Annotated in this window: 25 protein-coding genes; 17 read left to right on the top strand and 8 right to left on the bottom strand. The window is 57.6% G+C overall.

From position 1 onward, the window contains the following. Positions 1–6: 6 nt before the first annotated feature. A complete protein-coding gene (locus tag GQR96_RS11965; RefSeq protein ID WP_032456042.1) occupies positions 7–759 on the top strand; it encodes a sulfite exporter TauE/SafE family protein in 753 nt (250 codons plus the stop codon). On the opposite strand, the gene GQR96_RS11960 is transcribed toward GQR96_RS11965, so the two are convergent. Further along, positions 756–1,454 (bottom strand): GntR family transcriptional regulator, encoded by a 699-nt coding sequence (locus tag GQR96_RS11960; RefSeq protein ID WP_065904765.1) that lies wholly within the window; start codon positions 1,452–1,454, stop codon positions 756–758. The two genes, GQR96_RS11965 and GQR96_RS11960, sit on opposite strands and share 4 nt — an antisense overlap. A gap of 267 nt (positions 1,455–1,721) precedes the next feature. Between GQR96_RS11960 and GQR96_RS11955 the strand changes: the two genes are divergently transcribed. The 7 genes from GQR96_RS11955 (at position 1,722) to GQR96_RS11925 (ending at position 9,184) form a co-directional block, all read left to right on the top strand. Next, complete coding sequence (locus GQR96_RS11955; protein ID WP_043519560.1) at positions 1,722–3,260, top strand: PTS transporter subunit EIIC; 1,539 nt, start codon at positions 1,722–1,724, stop codon at positions 3,258–3,260. A gap of 11 nt (positions 3,261–3,271) precedes the next feature. Beyond that, a complete protein-coding gene (locus GQR96_RS11950; protein ID WP_004205902.1) occupies positions 3,272–4,600 on the top strand; it encodes a 6-phospho-alpha-glucosidase in 1,329 nt (442 codons plus the stop codon). 742 nt (positions 4,601–5,342) lie between these two features. Further along, a complete protein-coding gene (locus GQR96_RS11945) occupies positions 5,343–6,788 on the top strand; it encodes a sugar porter family MFS transporter (RefSeq protein ID WP_065904738.1) in 1,446 nt (481 codons plus the stop codon). Beyond that, the gene (locus GQR96_RS11940; RefSeq protein WP_004205906.1) at positions 6,778–7,221 is read left to right on the top strand and encodes a PTS sugar transporter subunit IIA; all 444 of its coding nucleotides are present in this window, start codon (positions 6,778–6,780) and stop codon (positions 7,219–7,221) included. The genes GQR96_RS11945 and GQR96_RS11940 overlap by 11 nt, the downstream gene beginning before the upstream one ends. A 431-nt stretch (positions 7,222–7,652) precedes the next feature. Beyond that, complete coding sequence (locus tag GQR96_RS11935; protein ID WP_004205908.1) at positions 7,653–7,904, top strand: hypothetical protein; 252 nt, start codon at positions 7,653–7,655, stop codon at positions 7,902–7,904. A gap of 12 nt (positions 7,905–7,916) precedes the next feature. Continuing rightward, positions 7,917–8,057, top strand: coding sequence for a hypothetical protein (locus tag GQR96_RS11930; protein ID WP_004205909.1), 141 nt, complete (start codon positions 7,917–7,919; stop codon positions 8,055–8,057). Positions 8,058–8,245: 188 nt separating this feature from the next. Further along, entirely contained in the window at positions 8,246–9,184 is a 939-nt protein-coding gene (locus tag GQR96_RS11925; protein WP_065904743.1) for an alpha/beta hydrolase, read from the top strand. Between the two features lie 33 nt (positions 9,185–9,217). On the opposite strand, the gene GQR96_RS11920 is transcribed toward GQR96_RS11925, so the two are convergent. Continuing rightward, positions 9,218–10,873 carry a putative bifunctional diguanylate cyclase/phosphodiesterase gene (locus GQR96_RS11920; RefSeq protein ID WP_065904744.1) on the bottom strand — a complete coding sequence of 552 codons (1,656 nt, stop codon included), beginning with the start codon at positions 10,871–10,873 and terminating at the stop codon, positions 9,218–9,220. A gap of 296 nt (positions 10,874–11,169) precedes the next feature. Here GQR96_RS11920 and GQR96_RS11915 point away from each other — a divergent pair, with 296 nt between their 5' ends. The 8 genes from GQR96_RS11915 (at position 11,170) to GQR96_RS11880 (ending at position 16,610) form a co-directional block, all read left to right on the top strand. Then, the gene (locus GQR96_RS11915; protein WP_004205912.1) at positions 11,170–11,418 is read left to right on the top strand and encodes a hypothetical protein; all 249 of its coding nucleotides are present in this window, start codon (positions 11,170–11,172) and stop codon (positions 11,416–11,418) included. Positions 11,419–11,708: 290 nt separating this feature from the next. Next, positions 11,709–11,927, top strand: a complete 219-nt coding sequence (locus GQR96_RS11910) for a ParD-like family protein (RefSeq protein WP_002904808.1) — start codon at positions 11,709–11,711, stop codon at positions 11,925–11,927. Further along, entirely contained in the window at positions 11,908–12,690 is a 783-nt protein-coding gene (map, locus tag GQR96_RS11905) for a type I methionyl aminopeptidase (protein ID WP_065904745.1), read from the top strand. Before GQR96_RS11910 ends, map begins: the two co-directional genes overlap by 20 nt. Before the next feature lie 268 nt (positions 12,691–12,958). Beyond that, on the top strand, positions 12,959–14,074 hold the full coding sequence (locus GQR96_RS11900; protein WP_065904746.1) for a serine hydrolase domain-containing protein: 1,116 nt from the start codon (positions 12,959–12,961) through the stop codon (positions 14,072–14,074). After that, positions 14,061–14,405, top strand: coding sequence for a hypothetical protein (locus tag GQR96_RS11895; RefSeq protein WP_004205915.1), 345 nt, complete (start codon positions 14,061–14,063; stop codon positions 14,403–14,405). Before GQR96_RS11900 ends, GQR96_RS11895 begins: the two co-directional genes overlap by 14 nt. A 28-nt stretch (positions 14,406–14,433) precedes the next feature. Next, on the top strand, positions 14,434–14,967 hold the full coding sequence (locus tag GQR96_RS11890; protein ID WP_053810394.1) for a hypothetical protein: 534 nt from the start codon (positions 14,434–14,436) through the stop codon (positions 14,965–14,967). A 2-nt stretch (positions 14,968–14,969) separates the two neighbouring features. Next, entirely contained in the window at positions 14,970–15,176 is a 207-nt protein-coding gene (locus tag GQR96_RS11885) for a helix-turn-helix domain-containing protein (RefSeq protein ID WP_004205917.1), read from the top strand. Between the two features lie 141 nt (positions 15,177–15,317). Next, positions 15,318–16,610, top strand: coding sequence for a glycoside hydrolase family 10-like protein (locus GQR96_RS11880; protein ID WP_023318214.1), 1,293 nt, complete (start codon positions 15,318–15,320; stop codon positions 16,608–16,610). 16 nt (positions 16,611–16,626) lie between these two features. Here GQR96_RS11880 and GQR96_RS11875 read toward each other — a convergent pair whose 3' ends face one another. From GQR96_RS11875 to GQR96_RS11855, 5 genes are all read right to left on the bottom strand, one after another. Then, complete coding sequence (locus GQR96_RS11875; RefSeq protein WP_064187239.1) at positions 16,627–17,949, bottom strand: type II toxin-antitoxin system HipA family toxin; 1,323 nt, start codon at positions 17,947–17,949, stop codon at positions 16,627–16,629. Further along, a complete protein-coding gene (gene hipB, locus GQR96_RS11870) occupies positions 17,949–18,215 on the bottom strand; it encodes a type II toxin-antitoxin system antitoxin HipB (protein ID WP_004205921.1) in 267 nt (88 codons plus the stop codon). The genes GQR96_RS11875 and hipB overlap by 1 nt, the downstream gene beginning before the upstream one ends. Positions 18,216–18,497: 282 nt before the next feature. After that, a complete protein-coding gene (gene uraH / locus GQR96_RS11865) occupies positions 18,498–18,824 on the bottom strand; it encodes a hydroxyisourate hydrolase (protein ID WP_053810395.1) in 327 nt (108 codons plus the stop codon). Beyond that, positions 18,821–19,321, bottom strand: coding sequence for a 2-oxo-4-hydroxy-4-carboxy-5-ureidoimidazoline decarboxylase (gene uraD, locus GQR96_RS11860; protein WP_017900378.1), 501 nt, complete (start codon positions 19,319–19,321; stop codon positions 18,821–18,823). The genes uraH and uraD overlap by 4 nt, the downstream gene beginning before the upstream one ends. Further along, positions 19,299–20,678 (bottom strand): nucleobase:cation symporter-2 family protein, encoded by a 1,380-nt coding sequence (locus GQR96_RS11855; RefSeq protein WP_017900377.1) that lies wholly within the window; start codon positions 20,676–20,678, stop codon positions 19,299–19,301. The genes uraD and GQR96_RS11855 overlap by 23 nt, the downstream gene beginning before the upstream one ends. 345 nt (positions 20,679–21,023) lie before the next feature. On the opposite strand from GQR96_RS11855, the gene hpxO reads away from it, so the two are divergent. After that, entirely contained in the window at positions 21,024–22,178 is a 1,155-nt protein-coding gene (hpxO, locus tag GQR96_RS11850; protein ID WP_043519552.1) for an FAD-dependent urate hydroxylase HpxO, read from the top strand. Here hpxO and hpxR read toward each other — a convergent pair. Next, positions 22,159–23,082, bottom strand: coding sequence for a LysR family hpxDE operon transcriptional regulator HpxR (hpxR, locus tag GQR96_RS11845; protein ID WP_004205929.1), 924 nt, complete (start codon positions 23,080–23,082; stop codon positions 22,159–22,161). The two genes, hpxO and hpxR, sit on opposite strands and share 20 nt — an antisense overlap. Between the last annotated feature and the right edge of the window lie 91 nt (positions 23,083–23,173).

Genomic DNA, 23,173 nt, shown 5'->3' with positions numbered 1-23,173 from the left:
GCCATGATGTTTGATCTCCACACTCTCTGTTTACTGCTGATTTTTATCGCCGCCGGCCTGGTCAAAGGGGTGACCGGTATGGGGCTGCCCACCGTGGCGATGGGCCTGCTTGGCCTGCTGATGCCGCCACCGGCCGCGGCGGCCTTGCTGGTGCTCCCCTCGCTGTTGACCAATCTCTGGCAGCTGCTGGCCGGCCCCGCGCTGGCGCAGATTGCGCGTCGCCTCTGGTTAATGATGACCGGGATGATTATTGGCACGCTGGCGGGATCGTCACTGCTCATCCATCTTAACCCGCGGTGGTCGGCGCTAGCGTTGGGCGCCGTGCTGATAGCTTATGCCGGATACGCGCTCCGTGGTCCGGCGGTGCAGGTTTCTGCACGCATGGAAAAGCGCCTGTCGCCGCTGATGGGCGGACTGACCGGAGTGATCACCGGGGCGACCGGGGTATTTGTTATTCCGGCGGTGCCCTGGCTGCAGGCGCTGGGCTTTCGTCGCGACGAGCTGGTCCAGGCCCTGGGATTGTCGTTCACCCTGTCCACTCTGGCGATGGCGGCCGGCCTCTCTCTGCACGCTGGCTGGCGCGCAGATTCGCTGCTGCTGTCGGCGCTGGCGCTGGCGCCCGCGCTGCTCGGCATGTGGCTGGGACAGCGGATCCGCTCGCGTCTAAGCCCGGAGCGCTTTCGTCAGGGCTTTCTGTTGTTCCTGCTGGCGCTGGGGCTGGAGCTTGTCCTCCGAGGGTTGCTGGCGGAATCATCCTAGCGGCGGGTAATGTGCTTCACATTGTATTTACTGGTGTTCTGGTAGATCTCTGAGAAATCAACGATCGCCCGGTTCTGGGCGTAGCTGACAGACTGCACCCGTAGCAGGAGGCTGTTAGGCGCCACCTGCAGCAGCTCCGCCTGCTCGCGGGTCGCCAGCACCGGGATATAGCTGCGGTGGCTCTCAATAATGGTGATATGGCACTCTTTTTTGAAATAGTTGAACTTAGACTGCTCAAGGTTACCCACGCTGAGCCACGGAAAAGCGGCGTAGGGAATGTAGCTGTTCTCCACCAGGATCGGGACCTCATCAATCAGCCGCAGCCGCCTGACGTAGTAGACTTTTTCTCCCGGCTGGATCTTTAACTGCTGGGCAATGGCCGGCGGGGCGTCAAGCAAGGTGAACTCAATAACCTTATTGCGGTAGTTGGTGACCCCCACCACCTGCATCTGGTAGTTAAATCCCTCCAGCTCTCCGCCATGATAGTTACTTTTACGCACAATGCAGGTTCCGCTGCCGTGCCGCCGGGCGATCAGCTTTTCCTCCTCGAGTAACGCCAGCGCTTTGCGCAGCGTCATCACCGAGACCTGCAGCTCCGCAGCCAGCGCTTTTTCGCTGGGCAGCATATCGCCGACGGCATAGTCGTCGCTGTTGATGCGGGCCTTCAGTTCTGTGGCAATCTTTTTATAAATCACTTTTAGATGTCTCACCGAGAGGAATGACGTCAAATGCATCTGCATTTAATGCATTGTATTTATTCATAAAAATTAATTTTCACGCGCCATAAGCAGCGTTAACTCATCTATAAAAATGGCTATATTTATATATCTCTCCTGCAACAATATATATGACTTTCGTCACAGATGGCCTTTTTCCTGCTCGGGATCCCGGTGGTCTGCTCCTAGTCTGATAAGCCTATTGATCAGGTGATGACAGCGGGCGATGAAGACGAGAGGACAACCATGATTGGCGTGAAAAAGCTTCAGGACTTTTCCAAGGCGATGATCGGGCCGGTGCTGTATCTGCCGGCTATCGGCCTGTTGATCGCCCTGTTCAGCATGACCACCAACCGGCTGTGGGTGGATGAAAGCAGCGGAATCTATCTGTTGGGGAAATTCGTCTCCAGCATGCTCTGGGCGCTGATGAACAATCTCGGGTTTCTGTTCTGCCTCGGACTGGCCAGCGGTCTGGCGAAAACCCGCAAAGCCGAAGCCGCTTTCGTGGCGGCCATGACCTGGCTGGTCTATCTGGCGGCGAACAACAGCTGGCTGACCCTGACCCATCGTCTGGCGACCGGAGCCACCAACGCGCAACTTTATGGCAGCGGACAAACCTATATCTTCGGTTTTCAGGTCATCGATATGGGCGTGTTCCTCGGTATTATCCTTGGCTGCGCCGTCGCCTTTGTTCACAATCGCGTGGTTGGCATTGAGTTTCGCGGCGCGCTGTCGATCTACGGCAACAGCAAGCTGGTGCTGATCGTGATGCTGCCGCTGGTGGGCCTGTTTGCTATCGCCACCGTCTATCTCTGGCCGGTGGTGGAGCTGGGTATCTCGGCGCTGACCGGCTTTATGAAATCCTTTGGCGCCATCGGGGTCTTCCTGTACGGCTTTCTCAACCGGTTCCTAATCCCCACCGGGCTGCATCATTTGATCTGGTCGCCGTTCGTCTTTACCTCTATCGGCGGTCAGTTGCTGATTGATGGCCAGACCGTCATTGGCGCCAAGCCTATTTTTCTCGCCGAAATCGCCCGTCATCCCGTTGACACGCTCAGTGATTCCGCCCGGTTTTTGACCTATGGGATGGTGAAGATTTTCGGCACCGCCGGTATGGCGCTCGCTTTCTATCGCACGGCGAAACCGGAGAATAAACAGCGGCTCAAAGTCACGCTGATCCCCTTAATTGTCACCTCCGTGCTGGTGGGGATCACCGAACCTTTTGAGTTTCTCTTCATCTTCACCGCCCCGCTGCTGTGGCTTATCTACTCCCTGCTGGACGGTTTTTTCCAGATGCTGGCCTGGCTGCTTCACGTGCGGGTCTGCGCCACCAACGGTCTTATCGATTTTGTCGTCTATAACCTGCCCGCCGGCGCTAGCGTGACGCGCTGGCCGGTGTTTGTCGCCCTCGGGCTGCTGGAGACCGCCACCATGTACCTGGTCGGCACCTTCTGTATTACCCGCCTGCGAATGCTTACCCCGGGGCGCGAAGCCGCTGCCGATGCGGTGCGTTCCCCACAGACGGATCCGGCAAATGGCGAGTCTGACAAAGGTGCGATGGTGATTGCGGGGTTGGGCGGCAAAGAAAATGTTTGTGCGGTGGAAAACTGTTTTACCCGCCTGCGGGTCGATGTGCGCGACCCCGCACTCATCCAGCAGACGCTGTTAAAAGAGAGCGGAGGGAGCAGCGTGCTGATTAAAGGCAATCATGTTCAGGTGATCTACGGCCTGGGGGTTAACAAAATTCGAACGGCGGTCAACGCCAGTCTGGGTGTAACTGAATAACGAGGTGGTAAATGAAAGATAACTTTGTGGTCACGATTGCCGGTGGCGGTAGTACCTATACGCCGGGGATTGTCATGATGCTGCTGGAAAATATGGCGCGCTTTCCCCTGCGGGAGATCCGTCTGTACGATAACCATCACGAGCGTCAGAAGACCATCGGCGACGCCTGCGCCATTCTGGTGGCGGAACGCTTCCCGCAGGTAAAATTCAGCTATACCACCGATCCGCAGGCGGCCTTCACCGACGTGGATTTTGTGATGGCGCATATTCGCGTTGGCCTGTATGAGATGCGGGAAAAGGATGAAAAAATCCCGCTGAAATATGGCGTGCCGGGTCAGGAAACCTGTGGACCGGGAGGGATCGCCTACGGTATGCGCTCGATTGCCGGCGTGCTGGAGCTGGTCGATTATATGCAGCAGTACGCCCCTGGGGCGTGGATGCTTAACTACTCCAACCCGGCGGCCATCGTCGCGGAAGCGACCCGTCGCCTGCGGCCCGACGCGCGCATCATCAACATCTGCGATATGCCGGTGGCCATCGAGGGGCTGTTTGCCGATATCCTCGGTCTGCCGTCGCGTAAGGCGCTGAACGTCCGCTACTATGGCCTCAATCATTTTGGCTGGTGGACCAGCATCACCGATAAAGCCGGTAACGATCTGATGCCTGCGCTCAAGCGTCACGTGGCGGAGCAGGGTTACAGTAGCCCAAAAGAAGATTTTCAGCATAAAGCGCCGAGCTGGATCGAAACCTTTAAAAAAGTGAAGGATGTGTTTGCCCTCGATCCCCTGACGTTGCCTAACACTTATCTGAAATACTACCTCTATCCTGACTACGAGGTAGCCCACTCTGACCCGGACTTTACGCGGGCTAACGAAGTGATGGCCGGACGTGAAAAAGAGGTCTTCGATATGGCCCGGGAGATCACTCGTCGCGGCACCGCGGAAGGCGCGCATTTCCATGCCGGGGCCCATGCCACCTTCATCGTCGACCTCGCCTGCGCCATCGCCTTTAACACCCAGGAGCGGATGCTGTTGATCGTGGAAAACAACGGGGCGATCGCCAACTTTGACGAGACGGCGATGGTGGAAGTCCCCTGCCTGGTGGGCGTCAACGGCCCGGAACCGCTGGCGATGGGAAAAATCCCTTCGTTCCAGAAAGGACTGATGGAGCAGCAGGTGGCGGTGGAGAAGCTGGTCGTTGACGCCTGGATTGAGAAAAGCTACCAGAAACTGTGGCAGGCCATCACCCTGTCAAAAACGGTACCCAGCGCCGCGGTGGCGAAAGCGATTCTCGATGAGCTGATCGTCGCCAACGAAGGTTACTGGCCCGCGCTGCACTGATTTTTTGCCACAACCCTGCCGTGAGAGCCCCTCTCGGCAGGGTTATCGCCGGCATCCATCCCGCGATACCTCCTTCCATAGCCTCCCTCAGCGCCAACGCGTCAATGGCCTGCGCGACGCCAGGCCAGACTGACATCACAGCATCGCCAGCCACTATTTTCCCTGAACAGAGTAATGAAATATAAATTCTATTCTTCGATATTATGGCGTAAAAATGTGATCTGTGTTGTATTCTCTGCGTTACATTAACCCACTGAAAACAACATCATTATTACTAACTCGCAAATTTAACCCGCATTTCATAGGGATATACTGCCGCATGCCATTGTGATTGGCTTCATGTATTTACCTTCCTGCAACACCAGTTTGAAATTAAATTTTCATAATGTGATCTTGTAGCATGCTCATTCCATTTCTTTGTGCCATATTCTTAGCACGGTAAATCGCCGGAACGACAGCAACGTGCCACACCAGGGCGCTGTCCTGCGGCCAACGTCGGCGCTGCCGACGCACTGAAGACCGCTAACCCGAAAAGGAGAACGGATATCGACGACATCCATGCCAACACCAAGCCGTAAACCTCTTTGACCGCCATTGCTTAGCGTACCCTGCCTTGTGCTGAGCAATTACACAAAGAAGAAAATCATTTAATTCAGTTAGATACGACAACACAGGCGTGATAAATCCTGACTGGGGAGATGTATTTTTATCTTGTGTCGTTCAACAAAATAAAGGGACTACCATGTCATTTATAACAAACCTGAACCAGCAACAGAGAAAACGACTTCATCAGATCACCTTAGTGGCCACCTTCGGCGGCCTGCTTTTCGGTTACGACACCGGCGTTATCAACGGCGCCTTTTCCTCACTGAAGCAGTACATGGCGCTGACCCCGACCACCGAAGGGCTGGTAATGAGTGTCCTGCTGATCGGCGCCGCGCTGGGCAGCGTGTTTGGCGGTAAGTTCGCCGACTACTTCGGCCGGCGCAAATACTTGCTCTTCCTCTCCTTTGTTTTTCTTATCGGCGCCCTGCTTTCCGCCGCGGCTCCCGATATCACTACCCTGCTGATTGCCCGCGCCCTGCTGGGCTACGCCGTCGGCGGCGCCTCGGTCACCGCCCCCACCTTTATTTCTGAAGTGGCGCCCACCGAGATGCGCGGTAAGCTGACCGGCCTGAATGAAGTCGCCATCGTTATCGGCCAGCTGGCGGCGTTTGCCATTAACGCGATCATTGGCATCATCTGGGGCCATCTGCCGGACGTCTGGCGCTATATGCTGCTGGTGCAGGCGATCCCCGCTATCTGCCTGTTTGTTGGCATGTGGCGCGCGCCGGAAAGTCCGCGCTGGCTGCTTAGCAAAAACCGCCACGAGGAAGCGCTGCATATTCTCAAACAGATCCGCCCGGCGGAACGCGCGCAGAAAGAATTCGACGACATCTCCACCCTGATCAAAATTGAAGCCGGCAATAAGTACAGCACCCAGAACACCTTCACCACTATCCTCAAAACGCCATGGATCCTCAAAATTTTGCTGGTGGGCATTACCTGGGCCGCGCTGCAGCAAACCACCGGGGTGAACGTGATTATGTATTACGGCACGGAAATCCTGAGTGCCGCCGGCTTCTCAGAGCGTACCTCGCTGATCTGTAACGTGCTGAACGGCGTCTTCTCCGTCGGCGGTATGCTGATTGGCGTGCTGTTTCTCGTCGATCGTTTTAAGCGTAAGACGATCATTATCTACGGCTTCGCCATTATGGCCACGCTGCACCTGATTATCGCCGCGGTCGACTACACCCTGGTGGGCGACCTCAAAGCCACCGCTATCTGGCTGCTGGGCGCGCTGTTCGTCGGCGTGATGCAGGGTTCGATGGGCTTTATCACCTGGGTGGTGTTAGCCGAGCTGTTCCCGCTGAAATTCCGCGGATTGTCGATGGGGATCTCGGTATTTTTCATGTGGATCATGAACGCGGTGGTCAGCTACCTGTTCCCGCTGCTGCAGGCGAAACTGGGCCTTGGGCCGGTCTTCTTTATCTTCGCGGCCATCAACTATTTGGCGATTCTGTTCGTGGTGTTCGCCCTGCCGGAGACCTCCAATAAATCGCTGGAGCAGTTAGAAGCGGAGCTGTCAGCGAATCATGAGGATAAAAAATCTACTCGTCTCACCAGGGAGGTTGGCTATGATCGATAACATCACGCTGGATAATCTGCACATCGGCTGCAAGGCCAGTAATAAAGCGGAAGTCATCGCCATGATTGGCGCAGAGTGTAAAGCCAAAGGCTATGTCAATCAGGAGTGCGTTCACTTTCTGCTGGAGCGTGAACATCAGGTTTCCACTTTTTTGGGCAATGGCATCACCCTGCCGCATCTGCCGAAATCAGCGACGGATATCATTCTTAAAACCGGGATTGAGATCTATCAGTTTCCTGATGGCGTTATCTGGGATCGCGGCAACGTGATGTTTATTGCCATTGGCGTGATTGCGAAAGAGAAAGAGCATATTGACGTGCTCAAAGAAATTGCCTCGATATTCAGCGATGAGCTGATCGCGAATGCGTTGTCATTAATCTCCGACAAAAATGACTTCCTGAAGATCCTCCAGCATAACGCGCTACCCCGTTAAGTGCCCACCGGCCGGGGCTTTGCCCCCGGCCATCGCCTTATTTTATTGGTCTCGCAGAAAGCAAGCATTACGAAAAATCTAATTTTCTCCGTTATCACGTCACTCACAATAATAACCGGGGAAATTAACGCATATCGAATGGCTATCAACTCTATTTATTATGCGACAGCTCTTATTCAATATGGGGAAATAACCAATAAAAACAGCATGTTAACCATTAAAAGTCTTTGCATCCTTTGCTTTGCTGTTCAGGCCGTGAGTGCCGCGCGCCAGTGATTCCTGCGCTATCCCATTAGTTTTGATTTATATCAATACTGCCTCCAGCGTTAAAATGCATTTTACAGCGCGATTATTTTGGAAAGGTGTATACGACATTGGTTTTACGATTTGGATATTTATTTAGCCGGCCCGCAAGCCTGTGGGGATGGCTGATGTGTAACGCGCTTAATGGTATCGCGATCGTCCTCTGCTTTCGCGGGATAAGCATCGTGACAGGCTATCGTCAGGCGGTCTGGCAGGTCATCATCACGCTGGCTATTATTATATCGACTTGGTATAGCGCTAATTATTTCGCCGCCCTGGAAGCGCGACGCGACAGACGACGCTTTCTGCTGCTGGCCTGGGTGGTGATGACCATTCTGCTGAATTTCATTCACCTCAGCGGCGCTGAATACCGTTATTAAAGGAGCATGCCCATGACGCTGGCGATGCTGTTGGTGCTTATCAATCACCATAAAGGTCTGACTATCTTATTGATTGTCATTATTGCGCTGCTGTTTATGGCGCTTACCCCGCTGGTCAAAAAACTGCTTAGCACCCTTCACGATCGGTCCTGACTTTTCTCTCACGGCCGCCGACAGGCGGCCATCTCTCCTCCTGTTAGACTGATTCCGCCACCAGCCTTAGCGGCATGCAGCCTGCTACAGCGCGCATGAAAAGAAATGAGAACCATTATCAATGAAGCTATGCTAACGTGTCAGCCCAGGCAAAACGCCAGATGACAGAAAACAGGGGGACAGACGAGGTGAAGCAGGATTCAGGGATCATCACAGCGCGGCAGGCGCACGGATTGCTGACGCTGGCGATAGGCGCCGCGCTCTTCTACAGCAGCGGCAGTTTCGCCCGGCCGGATCTGCAGCCGTTGGGGCCGAATATTGCGGATAAAGGGTCAGCTTTCTACCATTTTACCCAGCGCCAGTACGACTCTGCCGATGGCGAACGCCATTACCGGGTGTGGACCGCGGTGCCGGATAAAGCGCCGCCCGCCGCCGGTTATCCGGTGCTGTATATGCTGGACGGCAACGCGGTGATGGATAAACTCAACGACGCGTTCCTGCAACAGCTCTCCGCTGGTTCCCCGCCGGTCATCGTCGCTATTGGCTACCAGACGGCGCTGCCCTTCGATACCGCCGCCCGGGCCTGGGATTACACTCCGCCGTTGAAGACGCATCAACCTCGCGCCGGAAAATCCGCGCTGCCGCCGCGAAAAACCGGGGGCAATGACCTGTTTCGCCAGCTGCTGAGCGACACGATGGTTCCGCAAGCAGAAGCTAACCTGAAAATCGATCCCCGCCAGCGGGCTATCTGGGGCCACTCCTACGGCGGACTGTTTGTGCTCGACGCGTGGCGTAAGAGCGCCCTGTTCCACCTCTATTATTCCGCCAGCCCGTCGCTTGGCCAGGCACTCGAGTCTCCGCTTAAAGACAGCAAAAACATCGATGCCGCCGCTTTCGCCGGGAAATCGCTGTATCTGCTGGAGGGGGATGGCAAAGCCCCTGGCGAGCCGTCCGGGCACGTGGCCTCCCTGGCGGTTTTGCGTCAGACCCAACAGCAGCTGGCGGACAACGGTTTGCGGGTGGCCTTCTGGCGCTACCCTGGGCTGACCCATGGTCAGATGTTCGAGGTCTCACTGCGCTCGGCGCTGCTGCACCTTTCCGGGCAGGCAGCCCTTGCGCATCAGTGATAACCTTGCGCCCACCAGCGGACGGTGGGCGATTCAGCGCTGATCGGGCAGGTGTTTAATATCGACCGGCTTGCCGAACAGGAAACCCTGCATTTCGTCACATCCCTCCTCTTCGAGGATCTGCAGTTGCCCTGCGGTTTCCACCCCCTCGGCGATAAGCGGCGTATTGATCGAGTTGCCCAGCGAAATAATGGCCCGCACGAATGAGCGGACCTGGGGATTGCTCTCCACATCCAGCATAAAGCTGCGGTCGAGCTTGATGACGTCGAAATGAAAATCGCGCAGCATGCTCAGGGAGGAGTATCCTGTGCCGAAATCATCCAGTGCGATACTGATCCCCATCTTTTGCAGATGATGCAGGACGCTGAATGCCAGCTGCTTGTTCACGATAAACGCCGTCTCGGTGACCTCAAACTCCAGCAGGCTGACCGGATAAGCGGTACGCATCAGGATCTCGCGGACTTTTTCGATAAAGCTGCGATGACGCAGCTGCACCGGCGAGATATTGACCGAAATTTTTCTGTTGAGACCTTTTTCCAGCGCTTCGTTACACACCTGCTCCAGCACCCAGTAGCCTAACGGCACGATGGCGCCGCTCTCTTCGGCAATGGGAATAAACACGTCCGGCGGAATAGCGCCCAGCTGAGGATGCTGCCAGCGCAACAGCGCTTCATAACCGGTGATGCGACGATCTTTAATATTGCGGATCGCCTGATAGTGAAGCGAAAACTCCCCCGCCTGAATACCGCGGCGGATGTCGGCGGCCATCATATTCCGCTGCCGCGTCTTGTCGTCCATCTCGCGTTCGTACCAGCAAATTTTGTGGTCGAGACTGCTCTTTGCCCGATACATGGCCAGATCGGAATTGCTCAGAACCGTATTAATATCCGTCCCGTCCTCCGGGTAGACGGAGATACCCATGCTGGCGGAAAGGATCACTTCCGTCGCGGCAAACGTCTGCTTACCGCTGAAGCAGTGCCAGAGACGGGCGGCAAAGGCGTCCACCTCGCTTTCATCGGCAAAAGGTTTGACGGCCACAAACTCATCGCCACCGAAGCGGGCGACCATTTCCTCCTTCTGCAGCGTTTTGAGTACGGCGCCTGCCACGCGCTGCAGCAGTTGATCGCCAATAAGATGGCCCTGCAGATCGTTAATCTCTTTAAACTTATCTAAATCGATGGTGAAAACGGCAAAGCGGCGGGCGTCATTCCCGGTGATTAGCTTTTCCACCCGCTCAAAGAACTCCACCCGATTGGGTAAACCGGTCAGCGCATCGTAACGCGCCATCCACGCGATGCGGTCATTGATCGCCTTCTGTTCGCTGATGTCGCGGGTAATTTTGGCAAAGCCCAGCAGGTTATTTTGCTCATCGCGGATGGCATTGATCATGACATGCGCCCAGAACCGGGAGCCATCTTTACGATACCGCCAGCCTTCGCCTTCGAACTGCCCGCTACGCAGGGCAATTTGCAGATTATTCGCCGGCACCCTGGAGAGTTGTTCGGCTTCGCTATAGAAGAGACCGAAGTAGCGACCGATGATCTCATCGCTCAGGTACCCTTTTGCCCGGCGGGCGCCCTCATTCCAGCTAATGACCGTCCCGTCGGCGCTCAGCATATAGATGGCATAATCTTTAACACTTTCAATAAAGTGGCGATAGGCAATGTCCGTCAGGTGATCGTTACTCATGGTACAGCGCTCTCTGTGGCTCGGTCGTGGCAAAACGCATTAGATATAACAGAATCACGCCCATAATGAATACAAGGTTAAGGTGTTTTATGGTCGCCTTTCCGGCCCGGACAACCGCCGATCGCGCGGCGGACACTCCTGTTAAGCGTAGTGGACCAGGCCACCTTCGGGGGGATAACCTCGGCGATTTTCGCACTTAGGTCGCCCACTAATAGTTACTTTTATTGATTAAAAAGTTTGATTGAAAGAATAAATAAAAGGAGTAATGTTAATAATACTTTCTATGGAGGTTAAATATGTTGCGTGATTATTTAAAAGTGGAAAAAGAAGATCGGTTGGTTGAACAACAGAGTCGTCATGACAATAGTCAGCATTATTCTTCGGTAACTGAATGGGTTATTTTAAGTAAAGATGGCCAGCGTAAAGGCCGGGTATCCCTGTTTGACCGCTTCACCACCCGCCGCTCCTGGAGCGACAGCTTCCGCATTACGCAGTTCGATAATGCGGGTAAAGTGGTGGTGGATAAACTCACTGACGCGCTGTAAATTCCCCGGATTCCCGGCCTGACGGGAGAATATTCATACGCAAAATTAACACCTGCATAAAATATATTGATGCGTCGTCATCATGTTATTTTCATTCCGCATACCGATAACCTAATGGGTAATTTTCGCCATGGTGAGCCGCGCGAATTTTTAACCTGAAAAAATACGGTAAATAAGCCCGCTGGTCGGGCTTTTTTGCATGACGCTCGTCACCCACGCCACAAAATGCCAAGGACATCCCGCGCTGGTTTCTATACGATACATCTACGAATCATATATGGTCTGTTTCTATGGGAATCGTCAAAATCTCCGATCTGCTGCACGATGACATTCGTGATGCCAGCAAAGCCATGTCCCGCTCCGTTAATGCCCAGGCGGAATACTGGATCCGCCTGGGCATGATGAGCGAACTCTACCCCGAGCTTAACCACCAGCAGATCAAACTGCTGATGCTGAAATCCGGCTCTGACCGTCTGCTGGAGGTGATCAATGCCATCAATAATCATTAAAACCGCCGATGAGCTCGCGCGCCAGCGCCATGCCGGCCAGCTGCTGGCATCGGTGTTTGACATGCTGGATACCTTTATCGTCCCCGGCGTGACGACGATGGAAATCAACGATCGAGTGGAAGATTTTATCGTCAACCAGCTGGACGCCCGCCCGGCCAGCAAGGGGCAATACGACTTTCCCTATGTGTTGAACACCTCGATTAACGATGTGGTCTGCCATGGGATCCCGAAGGCGACCGAGCATCTGCGCTCCGGGATGATCGTTAACGTCGATATCACCCTCGAGAAAGCGGGCATGATCGCTGACTCCAGTAAGATGTACCTGATAGGCGACGTTTCCCCGCTGGCTCGCCGGCTGGTAAAGACCACCTATGAAGCCATGTGGAAAGGCATTGAGGTGGTGAAACCCGGCGCGACGCTGGGCGACATCGGCCATGCCATTCAGCGCTGGGTCGAGGACCATGGCTACAGCGTGGTCAGAGAATATTGCGGTCACGGTATCGGCCAGGAAATGCATGAAGAGCCGCAGGTGCTGCACTACGGCAGGCCCGGTGAAGGCGCGGTGCTGCGGGAAGGCATGGTATTCACTATTGAACCGATGGTGAACCAGGGCGGCAGTCGTATCAAAACCAAAAAGGATGGCTGGACGGTGGTCACCCGCGATAAAAAACTATCCGCGCAGTGGGAACACACCGTGGCCGTCACCGCCAACGGATTTGAGGTGCTGACGCTACGCGACGACGAGCAGTCGCGGATCCGCTAAGTTTTCTTCTCCCGGTATATCGGCATAGCCGACATTTCTCGCTGGCGAGTACCGCCCTTCGTCAGCGCACTTTATCCCCTGGCCTCTATTGCCCCCCGCGTTCTCCACACCGCGCCGGGTGTGTCTGCTTTACCCCTCATAAAGTTAATCATAAAACGATAAAAATTTATTGTAAAACGATAAACACCAGGCTAACCTGCGCTCACTTTAACACCAGGGAGAAACGGTATTCCCTCACCTGGATGTCGTACCGCGTTAAGGAGAAAACATGCGCTGGAACCGCTATCGCCGGGACAGACAGATCATTGCCGCCGTGCTGGTTTTTACCGTCATTGTGGCGGCGGGGATCGCCCTGCAGCCCGGCTTTCATCCCCCCAGCTCCCGGACGACGGGGGATAAACAGCTGGTCTCGATATTAACGCCCCTGCTCAATGGCGCCCGCGGACAGGTCGCCGCAGCGCTGATTACGCCTCAGGGGGTGCGCTACGGCCTGTGGGGGAGCGAGTATACGACGCAGTATGAGATCGCCAGCCTGAGCAAAACCATGACCGCCAGCCTGCTGCTGGAGGCTATTCGCCGCGGCGAAGTCACCGCGCAGACGCCGGTGTCGGCGCTGGTCCCGGAGATTGTCAGCCCGGTGCGGGACGTTACCCTGGAGCAACTGGTTTCTCACCGTTCAGGACTGCCACCGCTTACCGCGTCGGTTGGGCAGCGGCTGGCTATTCTGAGCGACATTGCCCGGCGGCAGAATCCCTGGCGCTACGATCGACCCGCGCTGATCGCGATGATGAACCAGGCCACTCTGCAGCCGACGAAATGGTTTGATTATTCCAACGCCGGGTTTGCCCTGCTCGGACTGGCGCTGGAGCGGGCGTCTCATCGCGATTTTGCCACACTGATGGCGCAACGGGTCTTTGCCCCCGCCGGAATGCAGGGCGCGGAAGTGGCCCGGCAGAATACCCCAGCCTCGCCGTCGTTTGCCGCGGGCTGGTCTGTCTCTGGTTTTCCTCAGCAGCCATGGGTGATGGATGCCTTCGCCCCCGCCGGCGGCGTACGCGCCACGATTGTCGATATGGCGAAATATGCCCAGGCGCTGCTGGCAGGAAACCTGGCGGGCAGTGAAGGCATGCCCCCCCTGTTCGCCACCGATGATCCCGATTCCCGGGTGGGTAATGCCTGGTTCACTACCCGCGTCCGCGGACGGGAGATCGTCTGGCATGACGGGCAGAGTGGCGGCTTTGCGGCAATGATGGCCTTCGACCGACAGCGACAGACCGCGGTAGTGATCCTCTCCGATACCGCCTGGCCGGTGATCGGGCCTGCCATCAAGCTCTTACTGGCTGCCACCCCTGATGAACAGGAGGCGCGTAATGAACGGAATTGACATCCTCTGGGCGCTGTTAACGCTGTTGTCGGTGATCCTGTTTATTTCCGGCGACTGGCTGGCGCAGCGAAAAATACGCCTGCTCAATTATGTTTTGCTGGTGACCGGGGTTATTTATCTCGCCGAGGTTTTCCAGACCCTGCAGAATCTCGGCAAAATGGGCTACCTGTTTCGGATGCTGACCTGGACCATCCAGGCATCGTTCATCACCCTCAGCCTCTACCGCGTCTGGACCCGTCCGTGGTTTGCCAGCCGTCGACGCGGCGTCCGGGCGATGAGCGTTGTCTTCGCCGTGGCCCTTATGTCATGCTTGACGCGGCTGGTGCTTTAATTATTCTCATCAATCAGGAAGGTAAATTGTGAAGCAATCCAGAACCCGGCTGAGTCTGGCTATTATTAGCGGCATACTGCCCCTCTTTTTTATGCTCGCCCTGATCGTGCCGCTGTGGATTTTCTTTACCGGCGAACGATATTTTCTTTCCACCCTGCTGCACTTTGCTGAAGTGCCGTTAACCGACAACCCGGCCCGGGCGCCGGGGATGGTGAGGAGCCTGCTGCTGCTGGCCCTGCTGTATCTTCCGGCCTCCCTGTTTGCCTTTGCTATCTGGCAGGGCATGAAGGTAACCCGTAGCGTCCGCCAGCGCAGCGTGCTCAGCCTCTCCCTGGCGCACAGCGTTCGTTACATCGCTCTGGCCATGGTGGGCATGGGGATCCTGTTGCCGGTGTGCCGCTTTCTGATCCCGCTGCTCGCCTGGTGGCCGCAGCCTTATTACCAGGTGGTGTTTCTGCTCAGCGACGGGGTGCTGCTGCTGACAGGAAGCTTGCTGTTTGTGACATTTCACGCCATGCTCCACGGGATCCGTGCGGAAGAAGAGAATAAGGAGTTTATTTAACGATGGCTGTGGTGGTGAATCTGGACAAACTGCTGGTGGAAAAAAAGATGACGTCCAGGGCGCTGGCGGCCTTTGTAGGCATTACCGAACAGAACCTGTCGCTGCTCAAGTCAGGTAAAGTCAAAGGCATCCGCTTTGATACCCTGTCGCGCATCTGCGAGGCGCTCGAGTGTCAGCCTGGCGATATTCTGGCGTGGGAGCCCGACTGACCTCTCCCACCTGATGTCAACAGTCCTATCAAGGAATTGCTCTGGCCAGCGAATCGTAAGAGAATAGCGCCTACACGCGACGATCTGATTACACGGGAGTTCATCATCAGCCATTCTCGTCGATTCCCCCTAGCCAGCAAAGTGGCGCTGGCAGGCGCGGCGCTCATCGCCGCCGGCATGCTGTTCAGCTGCACCAGTAAGGCCCCCAAATCCCTCGTCACGCCGCCGAAGAGCGCGGCCGTTAAAGCCGGTCAGACGCACCGGGAGCCGGTACGCGGCGTCTGGCTGACCACCGTCTCGCGCCTTGACTGGCCGCCGGTCGGGTCAATTATCGCCAGTACGCCGGAAAGCCGCATCACCCAGCAGAAGCTGGCGCTGATCGCCAAACTCGATAATCTGCAGCGCCTGGGGATCAACACCGTCTTTTTCCAGGTGAAACCGGACGGTACGGCGCTCTGGCGGTCTGATATTCTGCCGTGGTCCGATATGCTGACCGGCAAAATCGGCGAATACCCCGGCTACGATCCGCTGCAGTTTATGCTGGATGAAGCGCACAAGCGCGGCATGAAGGTCCACGCATGGTTTAACCCTTACCGCGTCTCGGTCAACACCAAACCGTCGACGATTGCCGAGCTGAACAACACCCTCACTCAGGTGCCGGCCAGCGTGTTCGTCCTGCACCGTAACTGGATCCGCACCGCCAGCGATCGCTTTGTTCTCGACCCGGGTATTCCCGAAGCGCGTGACTGGATCACCAGCATTGTCGCTGAAGTGGTGCAGAACTACCCGATTGACGGCGTGCAGTTCGATGACTATTTCTACACCGAAACCGCTTCTTCCCCGCTTAACGACAACGAGACCTTCCGTCGTTACGGGCAGGGCTATGCCTCGAAGGGCGACTGGCGGCGGCATAACACTCAGCAGCTTATTGCCCAGGTCTCCGCGACCATTAAAAAACTCAATCCGAACGTCGAGTTTGGCGTGAGCCCGGCCGGGGTGTGGCGCAACCGCTCCCACGATCCGGCGGGGTCTGATACCCGTGGCGCGGCCGCCTATGATGAATCCTATGCCGATACCCGCAGCTGGGTGCAGCAGGGGCTGCTCGACTACATCGCCCCGCAGATTTACTGGCCGTTTGCCCGCGATGCGGCGCGCTACGATGTGCTGGCCAACTGGTGGGCCGAGGTGGTCAAGCCGACGCATACCCGGCTGTATATCGGCGTGGCCTTGTACAAGGTGGGTGAACCGTCCAAAAATGAACCTGACTGGACGGTGGATGGCGGCGTGCCGGAGCTGAAAAAACAGCTCGACCTCAATGAGTCCCTGCCGCAGATCCAGGGCACCATCCTGTTCCGCGAAAACAACCTCAATCAGCCGCAGACCCGCCAGGCGGTTAACTACCTGCGCAGCCGCTGGGGGCCGCCGCAGAGCTAACCGCCAACCGGCTTCGCTATCCCGCCAGCAGCCCTTGCTGCAGGCGGGCGTGCAGTTTAAGCATGTTCTCCGTGATGGCCCGCCAGACGTGGGCGGAAAAGTCCGACGGCAGCGTCCGGCGGGCGCTTTCGATGGCCTGCGGCACGCGGTCGGCAAACTCGCCCAGGATCGCCAGCATCTGCTCCCGGGGGAAGTTAACCGCTTTGGCGGTCGCCAGAAAATGACGCGGATAGATAGCGTTAATCTCCGTTTTCCGCCCTTTTGTGGCATTGAGCCCCATCGACAGCTTCAGGTCGCGCAGATGCAGTCCCGTCCCGCCCAGCACCGGAAATGCCGAAATAATGTCGTAGAACGGCGTGAGCCGGTAGCTGCCGCCGGGCAGCAAAAAGAGCGAGAAGTTCTTCGCATGCCCGTCCGTTGCCCCGGTCAGCCACTGGAACACCATGAACTTCATAAAGTCATAGCGATCTTTCAGGGCCTCACTGGAGCCCAGCAGAAAGGTCATGATCGCGGCGATACCCGGCCCGCCGTCAGACTCATATTTCATCGACGACGGTATGCCGAATGCCTGACACAGATCCTCCTGCGGCAGACGCAGCAGCACGCGCCCCTCCTGCGCCCAGCGCCGGTCGAAGCGGGTCACCGCCAGCGCACGGATCCGCGGCGTGTTGATAATCTCCGCCTCCGGCACCGCCAAGCCCAACGCCCTGGCCAGCGCCAGGCACAGATATTCGTTATCCACGCTTTCACGCAGATCCAGCGTCGCATTGGGCTGCTTTATCTCGCCGATGGGCAGTTTAATGATATGGGTGGTCGGGGTGGTGCCCTGCGGAATACACCAGTGCTCGCCCATTCGCAGCAGCGCGGTTTTCTCCTGAGCGCCGGCCACCGAGATCCGAAAATCGTCCTGGCCGGTCACCATCCCGAGAGGAATATCCGACTGGTAGGCGGTCAGCAAAGCGGTCAGCTGCGCCTCATCCAGCGTCTGCCAGCGCAACGCGGCAAGATGCGCCTCTTCCCCCGGCGGCAGCAGAGTCACCGCCCCTACGCTGTCCCGCCCGACCTCGGCCAGCAGATCGAACGGCTGTTTCGAACGCGCCTGATAGCGCCTGACGATCCGCTCGCGGACCTGCGGGCTGTCGGGCAGCAGGTTATCAAAATAGTGATACACCGCGTCGGCGGTAATATTGCCATACTGCAGCGGCAGCGAGAGGGAGAGCGGTCTGGCGCGCGGGCTGCGCAGCCACTCCTCATCATAGCGGAAACTGTGCGCCCCGTTGGCCTGGCGGGTTAAGGTTCCCACGCGCGCATTGTTCATCCAGGTGGTGAGCGTCGCCATTACCAGTCAAGATCCGTGGTGTTATCGGGAATCATCGCCGTCTCTGCCGGTTTGGCGTTCAGGGTCATCACCACCCCCAGCGACTGGAGGATCTTAAACAGGGTGGTTAAGGTGGTTTTGTCGGGGTGATTTTCAAAATTGGACAGCGTCGCCTGTTTAATGCCGATCCGGCTGGCCAGCGCCTCCTGAGTCCAGTGATTTTGCTGGCGCAGCAGTTTCAGGTAATTGGCCAGCTGAACCGGACTGTATATCTGCGGGGAATTCATCGCCTTGTTCCTCACCATCATTTATCCCCCTATCGGGATAAAACTGGTTTTATACCCTGCAAGGGATAATGTCAAGTTTATCCCCTGGTGGGGATAGGTCAATGATTATCCTTACGTAGGGATAAAGCAGAAGGGATGGCAGCCGGAGCAACGTGGTCTGCCCGGTGGCGGCTGCGCCTTACCGGGCCTACGGGCTGTCGCTACCAGTTTCATCATCATCCAGGCCGGGCAAGCGCAGCGCCGCTCGGCAATGGCTGTCACTCGGGCAACGCGCAGCCGGGCTTAGCTGCCGCGGTAGGTCGACCACCCGCCCGGGGCGATCAGAAACGGCAGATGGAAATGGTCCTCTGCCGCCTCGCCAATGACAAAATCAATCTGCGCCCGGGTAAAAACGCTATCGCGCCCGGCACGGGCAAACCACGCCCCGGTTTCCGCGGTTAAACGGTAGCGCCCCGCCGGCAGCGGCGCGGAGCTGAAGCTGGCGATACGCCCCTGGGCGTTGGTCACCAGGTTCGCCAGGGTCTCGCCCTCCCGGCTCAGGCTGACCGCGACGCCTTCAGCCGGCGTGCCGGTGGAAATATCCAGAATATGGGTGCTCAGGGTGCTCATTCGCCAATCGCTCCTTCCAGTCTTAACATCGTAATTTCCCGCAGCTGGGCAAGCGCCTCAGCCACTTCTTCGTCAGCGGTATGCTGCAGCCGGCGCGTCAGCGCCTGCAGAATCTCTTCGCCGCTGCGCCCTTTGGCGCGGATTAAAAACACCCGGCCAAAGCGGGCTTCGTAGCGGGCATTCCCCTCCCGCAGGGCCTGCGCCAGTCTTTCATTATCGCTGTCCACCGCCGACTGCTCCTGGCGCGACATCGTCGCGTGCGCCTGGCTGCCGCTCGGTTTTTCGCCGATCCGCGGATGGGCGCTGAGCGCCGCGTTCAGATCGTTCTCTCCCCAGTCGCCCATCGCTTCCCGGGCGACCTGCAGCAGCGCTTCACGGTTGGCGAAGGGGCGCAAGTTCACCAGCTTATCGCTCCAGGCCGGGATCGCCACACAGGGAGCCAGCAGCTCCCCTGCCTCATCGCCACTCAGGCTGTTAAACTGACTCAGCGCGATCATCCTGACTCCTTATCGTTTTCGTCGCCGCCTGCTCCTGCGGCAGAACAAGGTTCAGCGCTATCGCCACCAGCCCACCGCTGGTGGCCGCGGAACCGAACAGATCGCCGACCATCGGCGGAAAATGGCTGAGAAACGCCGGCACCGACTCCACGCCAAGACCCGCACCAAACGCCAGACCCACGATCAGCACATCGCGTCGGGTGAGCGGGTTCTGGGTAATGATCCGGATCCCGGCCGCCACCACGCAGCCAAACATCACCATCGTAGCGCCCCCCAGCACCGGCGCCGGGATCTGCCGCAACAGTTCGCCCACCGGCGGGAACAGCCCGAGCAGGATCAGAATTACGCCAATGTAGCGTCCGACATAGCGGCTGGCCACCCCGGTCATCTGGATCACGCCGTTGTTCTGCGCGAAAGTCGTGTTTGGAAAGGCGCTGAGCATTGCGGCCACCATGCAGCTGACGCCATCCGCCAGGATACCGCCCTTCAGCCGGTTGCGGAAAGCGCGATCGTCAACAGACTGTTGTGAAATCAGCGAGTTGGCCGTCAGATCGCCCACCGCCTCCAGAATACACACCAGCGACACCAGCGCCACCGGCAGAAATATCGCGCTGTTAAACTGAAAGCCAAACGGGAACAGCGTTGGCAGGCGAAACAGGGTATCGCCCAGGCTGTGAAGATGGAACTGACCGCTCAGCCCTGCCGCCACACAGCCCACGGCAATGCCCACCACCACCGAGGAGAGCCGCAGCCAGCGGTTTTTGGCGCAGCTCAGCAGGACGATAACGCCAAGGGTACCCGCCCCGAGCGCGATATTGCTCATGCTGGCAAAATCCTGCGCCTTTTCCCCACCGCACCAGTTAATGACGCTGACCTTGATCAGGCTGATGCCGATCAGCGCAATCACGCTGCCGGTAATGATAGGGGTAAAGATTTTCTTCAGCGGTTCGATAAAGCGGCTGACAATCACCGGCACCAGGGCGGCGACAAAGTTAACGCCAAACAGCATCGCCATAATATCCTGTGGCCCGCCGCCCTGCGCTTTCACCCACATCCCTCCGGCTACCGCCACGCCCAGAAAGGCGAAGCTGGTGCCCTGCATGCAGATCATCCCGGCGCCAATGCCCCAGACCCGGTTGGACTGCAGAAAGGTACCGATACCCGAAGCCAGCAGCGACATACTGATGAGATACGGCAGCCAGTCGCCAAGTCCGAGGGTGGCGCCGATGATCAGCGGCGGCGTGATGATCCCCACCAGACCCGCCAGCACATGCTGGAGGGCGCTAAAAAAGGCCGGAAGCGGTGGGATCCGCTGTTCAAGGCCGTAAAGCAGGCCGCTGTGATGTTCGTCAGACATGGTGTTATCCCGTAGCAAAGAGAAGTGCATGGGCTACTGCACAAAGCAGGCCAGAGACGACAAAAGCGCACGAATAAATTTATTAACACTTCAAAATCATCAACTTAAATTATTCGAATGATGCATCATTTCCCTCCGCTGCTGAACCAGGCTTATGAAACGATAGATTCTTAATGCAACATACAGAAACTTTTGATTCATAAAAAGGCAACCAATGCATCACATTGCACCGAGGTGGTGCGCCATGACCTGCCGCTGTGCCTCTGGCGGGCGGTTTTCCTCCCTCCGGCGAACTGGTACGCAAATTGCTGTAGTCAGTGCCTACATCTGGAGAAGGAGAAAAAAATGAAAGCAATCGTGATTGGCGCGGGCATCGGCGGCTTAAGTGCGGCAGTGGCGCTCAAACAGTCGGGGATCGACTGCGACGTCTATGAGGCGGTGAAAGAGATCAAACCGGTCGGCGCGGCGATTTCCGTATGGCCCAACGGCGTGAAATGCATGGCCCACCTCGGCATGGGCGATATCATGGAAACCTTCGGCGGACCGCTGCGCCGCATGGCGTATCGCGATTTCCGCAGCGGCGAGAACATGACCCAGTTCAGCCTCGCGCCGCTGATCGAACGCACCGGCAGCCGCCCCTGCCCGGTATCCCGCGCAGAGCTGCAGCGGGAAATGCTGGATTTCTGGGGACGGGAGCGCGTGCAGTTCGGCAAACGCGTCACCCGCTGTGAAGAAAACGCCGACGGCGTGACGGTGTGGTTTACCGACGGCAGCAGCGCCAGCGGCGATCTGCTGATTGCCGCCGACGGCAGCCATTCCGCGCTGCGTCCGTGGGTGCTCGGCTTTACCCCGCAGCGCCGCTACGCCGGCTACGTCAACTGGAACGGTCTGGTGGAAATAGATGAAGCGCTGGCACCCGGCGATCAGTGGACCACCTTTGTCGGCGAAGGCAAGCGCGTCTCTCTGATGCCGGTCTCCGCTGGCCGGTTCTACTTTTTCTTTGATGTGCCGCTGCCGGCGGGTCTGGCCGAGGATCGTGACACCCTGCGCGCTGACCTCAGCCGCTACTTTGCCGGCTGGGCGCCGCCGGTGCAGAAGCTGATCGCCGCCCTTGACCCGCAGACCACCAACCGTATTGAAATCCACGATATCGAACCGTTCAGCCGCCTGGTGCGCGGTCGCGTCGCGCTGCTGGGCGACGCCGGACACAGCACCACCCCGGATATTGGCCAGGGGGGATGTGCGGCGATGGAAGATGCGGTGGTGCTGGGCGCCGTTTTCCGCCAGACCCGCGATATTGACGCCGCCCTGCGCGAGTATGAAACCCAGCGCTGCGATCGGGTTCGCGATCTGGTGTTGAAGGCGCGCAAGCGCTGCGATATCACCCACGGTAAGGATATGCAGCTCACCGAAGCCTGGTACCAGGAGCTGCGGGAAGAGACCGGCGAACGGATTATCAACGGCATGTGCGACACCATCCTCAGCGGGCCGCTGGGCTGACGGTCGCCATGGATTCAATCACCGCGCTCAGCGTCTGAATGGCCATCTGCGCGGGACGCGATAGCTGACGCGAGGGCGCGGTGCACAGCGCCAGGGTCAGCGGCCGCAGCAGCGTACTGCGCAGCGGGATAAAGGCCAGCTGTCCGCGCTGAACCTCGTCCAGCACGTCGAGCAGGCTGAGGAGCGTCACGCCGCTGCCGCGCAGCACCAGCGACTTAATGAGTCGAATATCATTGCAGCTGATGGTATTCTCCGGCGCAAAGTCATGGTGGCGATAGAGGAGCGCAACACGCTCATGAACAATCAGCGGCGCGCCGGGCACGATGTGCCGCTCCAGGCTGAGCTCGCCCAGAGACAGGGCCTTCGCCCCCGCCAGAGGATGGTCCGGGCGCATCACAATCCCCACCTCCAGTTCGGCAAAGGCCAGCACGCTGAGTCCGGCCTGCCCCTGCGGATCGAGGATCAGACCGACGTCCAGATCCGCCTGACGCACTTTCTGGCTGACGGTGTGGCTGTCGGCCACCTGCAGATCCAGCTCCAGCCACGGCCAGCGGGCGATGATCTCCGCCAGCGCGGCGGCGAAGCCGCCTTCCGCCAGCGCCTGCACCATGCCGACGCTGACGCTCCCGCGCTTCATCCCCTGCAGCTCATCAAATTTTTGCCGGGTCTGACGAAACTCCTTCTGCCAGCGCAACAGATTGTCATACAGCAGTTCACCCGCAGTGGTCATCCGCAGTCCCTCCGGCAGCCGCTCGAACAGCGGCGTCCCGAAGGCCTCCTCGGCCTGCAGGATCTGGCGGTTAATCGCCGAGGCCGAGATATGCAGCTGCTCGGCGGCCCGGCGCAGGCTGCCGCAGCGAGCCACGGCGATGAAATAGTGGGCGAAACGGGAAAATGGACTCATGGTGCCCCTGTACTCTTTTTTGCAACAGCAGAGTGAATTAATGGTGATGGATGTGAACACCCTAATATGACAACAATAATCTCACAACAAT

The sequence above is a fragment of the Klebsiella sp. PCX genome (genome assembly GCF_021869705.1).
Lineage (GTDB): Bacteria > Pseudomonadota > Gammaproteobacteria > Enterobacterales > Enterobacteriaceae > Klebsiella > Klebsiella quasipneumoniae.
This window is presented reverse-complemented; position numbering and strand designations above follow the sequence as displayed.

Coding starts and splice junctions, on each gene's coding strand:
- GQR96_RS11855 (WP_017900377.1), bottom strand. CDS start 20,678: ATGTCTGACGAACATCACAGCGGCCTGCTTTACGGCCTTGAACAGCGG.
- GQR96_RS11885 (WP_004205917.1), top strand. CDS start 14,970: ATGGCTGTGGTGGTGAATCTGGACAAACTGCTGGTGGAAAAAAAGATG.
- GQR96_RS11915 (WP_004205912.1), top strand. CDS start 11,170: ATGTTGCGTGATTATTTAAAAGTGGAAAAAGAAGATCGGTTGGTTGAA.
- hpxO (WP_043519552.1), top strand. CDS start 21,024: ATGAAAGCAATCGTGATTGGCGCGGGCATCGGCGGCTTAAGTGCGGCA.
- hipB (WP_004205921.1), bottom strand. CDS start 18,215: ATGAATTCCCCGCAGATATACAGTCCGGTTCAGCTGGCCAATTACCTG.
- GQR96_RS11940 (WP_004205906.1), top strand. CDS start 6,778: ATGATCGATAACATCACGCTGGATAATCTGCACATCGGCTGCAAGGCC.
- GQR96_RS11965 (WP_032456042.1), top strand. CDS start 7: ATGTTTGATCTCCACACTCTCTGTTTACTGCTGATTTTTATCGCCGCC.
- GQR96_RS11920 (WP_065904744.1), bottom strand. CDS start 10,873: ATGAGTAACGATCACCTGACGGACATTGCCTATCGCCACTTTATTGAA.
- map (WP_065904745.1), top strand. CDS start 11,908: ATGCCATCAATAATCATTAAAACCGCCGATGAGCTCGCGCGCCAGCGC.
- GQR96_RS11930 (WP_004205909.1), top strand. CDS start 7,917: ATGACGCTGGCGATGCTGTTGGTGCTTATCAATCACCATAAAGGTCTG.
- GQR96_RS11955 (WP_043519560.1), top strand. CDS start 1,722: ATGATTGGCGTGAAAAAGCTTCAGGACTTTTCCAAGGCGATGATCGGG.
- GQR96_RS11935 (WP_004205908.1), top strand. CDS start 7,653: ATGTGTAACGCGCTTAATGGTATCGCGATCGTCCTCTGCTTTCGCGGG.
- GQR96_RS11895 (WP_004205915.1), top strand. CDS start 14,061: ATGAACGGAATTGACATCCTCTGGGCGCTGTTAACGCTGTTGTCGGTG.
- GQR96_RS11900 (WP_065904746.1), top strand. CDS start 12,959: ATGCGCTGGAACCGCTATCGCCGGGACAGACAGATCATTGCCGCCGTG.
- uraH (WP_053810395.1), bottom strand. CDS start 18,824: ATGAGCACCCTGAGCACCCATATTCTGGATATTTCCACCGGCACGCCG.
- GQR96_RS11950 (WP_004205902.1), top strand. CDS start 3,272: ATGAAAGATAACTTTGTGGTCACGATTGCCGGTGGCGGTAGTACCTAT.
- GQR96_RS11910 (WP_002904808.1), top strand. CDS start 11,709: ATGGGAATCGTCAAAATCTCCGATCTGCTGCACGATGACATTCGTGAT.
- hpxR (WP_004205929.1), bottom strand. CDS start 23,082: ATGAGTCCATTTTCCCGTTTCGCCCACTATTTCATCGCCGTGGCTCGC.
- GQR96_RS11945 (WP_065904738.1), top strand. CDS start 5,343: ATGTCATTTATAACAAACCTGAACCAGCAACAGAGAAAACGACTTCAT.
- uraD (WP_017900378.1), bottom strand. CDS start 19,321: ATGATCGCGCTGAGTCAGTTTAACAGCCTGAGTGGCGATGAGGCAGGG.
- GQR96_RS11875 (WP_064187239.1), bottom strand. CDS start 17,949: ATGGCGACGCTCACCACCTGGATGAACAATGCGCGCGTGGGAACCTTA.